The sequence below is a fragment of the Hufsiella ginkgonis genome, assembly GCF_009834915.1.
Classification (GTDB): domain Bacteria; phylum Bacteroidota; class Bacteroidia; order Sphingobacteriales; family Sphingobacteriaceae; genus Hufsiella; species Hufsiella ginkgonis.
Map to the genome: position 1 here is coordinate 1 of NZ_WVHS01000009.1, position 4,851 is coordinate 4,851.

Genomic DNA, 4,851 nt, shown 5'->3' on the forward strand with positions numbered 1-4,851 from the left:
ACGGATTGCCGAAGAACTTACAATCTCGGTCAGCTCCGTTTACAATCTTTATGCGGGAGGCGAAATCTCGATCCATAAATTGTGGCAACTCGGGCAGTTGTTGCAGTATGATTTTGTGCAGCTCTATCTTGAAAGCAAGGTCGAAACCAAAGTGCCGGAAATCGTCCTGGTACAGGAAAAACAGTCCGAAGAACAATCGGAAGAATATATCCGGCTGATGATTAAATTGCGCGTGACAATGGCGCATCTCGATAACTTTCATCTGTTCCTGCACCATGTTTCCGCTATCGGAAAAACCATGGGCGTTACCCTTGTCTGATACGCGCCGTTGTGATGACCATCCATATCGGCGAAAGGATTAAAGAGGTGGCACGGCAGAAACGCCTTACCGTCCCGGAAATGACGGAGGTGTTCGGCAATAATCGCAGTCCCAGCTATACTTACAGGAAGCACAGCCTTCCGGTTGATTTCCTGTGGCGCATCAGCGAAAAAATGAACCATAATTTTTTTGCCGATCTTCATCCTGTCGTGACGGATAATGACCTACGGCTACAGCAGGAAACCGCGACGCGCTTCCGGCAGGAAAAAATAATGGAATTGTCCATTCGCGTTGAATTCCCGGCAAGCATGGCGCGGGAGTTAGGCATGTTCCTGATGCACGCAAACGCCCTCGGCTTGAAAATGGGGTTCAGGGTCGGGGAAAGTCTTCGGTAATGAAAGAGCATGCTTGCCCGCATTTGCGGCCTGCGTCCTGCGTCACGCTGTCGCCTTTAGGGAAGGATTTAATTTGCTATTATTATTAGCATTGCCGTTCTTTGTCCTTCACACGCTCGACATGCCGGATATGTACAAACCCATTCATCCCCATCCCGGAGCAAAGTACCGGGAAGAACAACTAATTCGGGACATACAAGGTTATTCCCAAGACCCCGATCAAAAGCGCATCCCTCATTGCGCCGAGATCTTGCAAAAAGCGAGAATGGCGCGGCAATGGATTTACGATCCCAAAACCCATGAATGGTATTCCCCGGATGAATTCGATAAAGCGTTCGGCAAAATCATGGTCGGCAACGAAACAATGCTGGCGCGTGTCGTTATCAAACATCCCAATGAGGGGATAGAAGCGGGATATAAGGTTGTTGCGAAAATGCAGGAGAAGTTGAACAGCCTTGTGCAACGGGTGGTTAAGTGGGGGACAGCGGATAATCATATAGAACCGACCAACCGCGCATAAAGGCTTGAGTCAGCCTTGTTGCATTAGGATCCATCTTTTTACAAATGTTGTCACCTAAAATACTGCTTCATTGTAAAATCAAAGCGTTGTAGCCGTCCAAGACATCGCTCGGCAAACTCTTCAAATAAATTTCAGTGGTTTTTAAACTGGAATGCCCAAGCATTGTGCTGATAGCGGTTAAAGGCACCTGCTGCATCATTGCTTGTGTTGCGAAGGAATGGCGGCTGACGTAACTTGTCAGATTTTGTTCAATGCCGCACAACTTCGCTAGTTCTTTTAATTTTTTATTATAACGTTTTCTTGCCCACTGAATATCTTTCGCTTGCAACAAAGCTGTATCACGCCTGATGATCGGAAAGATGTAGCTGGAATCATTTTTGTAATGATCCAGGATTGCTTGCAAACTACTACCGATTTTAATGTCATAAAGTTTACTCGTCTTCTTTCTGCGGTAATGGATACGGCCATGAATGATATTCGTTTTTTTCAGAAAGGCCATATCCGTGAAGTTCATGCCATACATCATGTAACTGGCAACGAAATAGTTCCTGGCATTTAACAAAATATCGTCTTTTTCTAATTGGAGGTCGATCAGCTTTTTCAGAAACTCCGCATCTAAGGCTCGTTTTTCTGTAGGCACTGTCTTAACCTTATAATCAGCAAAGGGATGATTTTCTTTTTCAACCAGTCCGTCTTTAATAGCCTTATTATAAATTGCCCGAAAGGTTCGGATATAGACGGCTAATCCGTTGGCTTGGTTTCCTTTCCTTTTATGGTGCTTTTCGAATTCACTAAGCAATTTGTAGGTTATCTCGTTAAAGGCCAAATCCTTGTCCTTATTAAACGTCTTCAATACGGCTAGCGCACCTTTATAACAGCGGGCATTGCCGATTTGGCCAAGTTCTACCATTTCCTTCACAAGTGAATCTCCATAAACAAAAAAAGATTGTTTATTTTCCGCTCTGATGATCTTTTCACGTAGGGCAGTTACCGACAAACCGTTTAGTTCACCCTTTTCATTGAGCTTCAAGATGATATCCATTGCTTCGGCTTTCATCTTTTGGATGAAATTATTCAGTCGGGTAACCGTTGAAAGTCCGGTGTAGCTCTTTTTTACCTCCTTGTTTTTGGCGTCCCAGTCCTTTTCTAGAACGGAGATATCAAGGGGAATAGATGTCGTCCTAAGATTATGCCCCAGGCGCATGATTACTGGATAGGTACCGTCGTTCTTGCTGCGTCGCATATCCAGTGAGATTGTAATATTGGTATTCATTTACCAAAAGTAATAAATGATTTGCACAGGATTTGCACAGAAATAATGAAATTATCTGTTATCAAATTTACGATTTTTCGAATATATATGCTGTTTATCAGGTATATAACAAAAAAATAGAGCCATATAAAACCATAAATCCGCTGCCTTACAAGCAGAGGGTCACTGGTTCGAACCCAGTAGCTCCCACACAGTGAATCAAGCGGTTATGAATGAAGAATTCGTAGCCGCTTTTTTTGCACAGAATTTGCACATGGTGGTTATGGATCAGGCTTAAAAGTTTGGGGAGCTATAGCTTTCAGCTGTCAGCAATCAGCTTTGTTTACAATGTCAAACCTAGAATACTACTCAGAAATAGCTCAACTTCAATTACTTATCTTATAAGGTATACTTACGGGCTGAATGCTGATAGCTGACAGCCAAATCTACTCCCCAGAAATTCAGCTTGATCCGGGATCCGCCGGCCTTTCGTTTATCAATCAATAATTTATTGGGCATATTCTTTGCCATTTAAGGCTTTCTTCAGATGCTCAATAGCTTCAGTATCTTTCGAGTGCACTAACCAGTACGAAGAGTCAATAAGTTCAACGGTATAATCACAGGTTGAATACATGTCTTTATCTTCTTTATACCGCTTAATGTCGTTGTGGTTTTTACATCCGATGAACAAGATCTCTATCGTCTGCAATATTTTGCTTGAAAGTACATGTAATTTCTCCCATTCAATTAACGTTCCTTCCACTGAGTGGTTAACCGTATTCTCAAACTCCAAAATACTTTCATCTCCTAAATCACCTGAAGCTTCTATCCATAACAATGCCCAGTAAAGAGTTTTTCCATTTGGAATATTTGTTAGTATATCTTGAAGGGTAACCGAAAGACCTTTATCGTCACCCTCTATTTTAACAGCAACCATTTACATTCATATTAAAGTAATACCATAGGCCTAGCCGGCCCTCGTTGCTGAGTTCCGCCAGTAGGATTAGTTAGCCAATCATGTTGGTGTGGATTAGTATGTTCATTGGGACGACCATGATCCGTAAAATCGGTGTCCTTAACTTTCTTTCCACTTGCATCCCATTCCCTGGCCTGGTTATATGTCCCTTTTCTTCCTGATTTTTGTCCGAGTTGAGTATGAGCTTGCCCCTGAGCCTCTTGATCAACTACTGGATTTCCATTCTTATCTCTTGGTAACTCCCGATCAGATTTATACGTACCCTGTGATTGGCCTTCTGCATTAACCCTGCCTTTTTGGATTAAGTTGCCCAAAGCCTTGTTGGTGACCAGAAACCCATGAGAAGCGACTGCAACTCCTGCAGCTGAACCAGCTAATGATAAACCTCCTGTCTCAGGCGCTAACGCTACCCCTCCGACGATGGCGGATCCCCCGTCCAGCATTTCTTTCATCCCGGCAATAGCTGTAACGATATCACCGGCGTTCTGCCCCATATTATACATCCCTGGGTTCTTAGGGTTATATGTTGACCTGATATTTGTGCCAGGTAAGTAATTGTCCACCACAGCCGCCATCGTCCCCGCTGAAAAGTCTTTTACATCCTGTACAAAGCCTGGCCAATCCGGCCACATCCCGTCCGGATCGGTAAACCTTATTGGATTGTCAAAGCCGTAGGTATAGGGAGACCATCGTCTTCCTTTCTCCGCCAGCGGATCAACAACAATCCACCTCCCCGTTACCGGGTCATAGAACCTGGCTCCATAATCATACTGCCCCAATTCCTCCTGCATTTCCTTCCCATTATACAGATACTTATTCGCATTCCCCGGCACCGTCCCCGCCTTCTGCATCCCGAAGGGATAGTAATCATCGCCCTGGATCACCCTCGCGGCTCCCGCATAAATATCGAAGCTTTTTCTAATGTTTCCTAAATGATCGGTAAGATTATATTCGTACTTGTAACTGTTATCGGATTGGCGCACGGCACGGCCTTCTTCGGTTTGGATGAAGTTAATCACATAGTTACCGCTGACCGTGCCGTAGTGGATGCCGCCGACGTAATCGGTAGTTCCTGTGGTGGTGCTGGCTTTGCGGAGCTTGTTGCCTGCCGCGTCGTAGGTATATACGATCTCCGTTCCGTTCACCGCGACCGGCAGATTCAGCGCATTGTAGGTGATGGTTTTGTTGTTCCGGCCGTCGGTGGTGGCATTGCCGTTGCCGTCATAAGCGTAGCTGCTTAACCCGGCTTTGGCTCCGGCATTATTGCTGGTGGCGTCGGTAACGGATGCCAGGCGGCTGCTGATCCCGGAGTTTTCATAGGTATAGCCCAGGTTATCGATCTGCGTGGCGCCGTCATACCGCGATAGGGAAGTAATGTTCCCCATATTG

At 45.0% G+C, this 4,851-nt stretch carries 6 protein-coding genes; 3 read left to right on the forward strand and 3 right to left on the reverse strand.

The window, feature by feature from the left end:
- From GS398_RS22065 to GS398_RS22075, 3 genes are all read left to right on the forward strand, one after another.
- On the forward strand, nt 1-319 hold a 319-nt coding region (locus tag GS398_RS22065; protein ID WP_160909013.1), incomplete at its 5' end, for a hypothetical protein.
- Between the two features lie 14 nt (nt 320-333).
- Nucleotides 334-714, forward strand: coding sequence for a hypothetical protein (locus tag GS398_RS22070; protein WP_160909014.1), 381 nt, complete (start codon nt 334-336; stop codon nt 712-714).
- A 13-nt stretch (nt 715-727) separates the two neighbouring features.
- Nucleotides 728-1,234, forward strand: coding sequence for a hypothetical protein (locus GS398_RS22075; RefSeq protein ID WP_160909015.1), 507 nt, complete (start codon nt 728-730; stop codon nt 1,232-1,234).
- Nucleotides 1,235-1,301: 67 nt separating this feature from the next.
- Here GS398_RS22075 and GS398_RS22080 read toward each other — a convergent pair whose 3' ends face one another.
- The 3 genes from GS398_RS22080 to GS398_RS22090 all read right to left on the reverse strand — a co-directional run.
- On the reverse strand, nt 1,302-2,507 hold the full coding sequence (locus GS398_RS22080) for a site-specific integrase (RefSeq protein ID WP_160909016.1): 1,206 nt from the start codon (nt 2,505-2,507) through the stop codon (nt 1,302-1,304).
- Nucleotides 2,508-2,994: 487 nt separating this feature from the next.
- The gene (locus GS398_RS22085) at nt 2,995-3,423 is read right to left on the reverse strand and encodes a hypothetical protein (RefSeq protein WP_160909017.1); all 429 of its coding nucleotides are present in this window, start codon (nt 3,421-3,423) and stop codon (nt 2,995-2,997) included.
- Nucleotides 3,424-3,434: 11 nt separating this feature from the next.
- Nucleotides 3,435-4,851 (reverse strand): RHS repeat domain-containing protein (locus GS398_RS22090; RefSeq protein ID WP_160909018.1); only part of this gene is annotated, 1,417 nt, incomplete at its 5' end.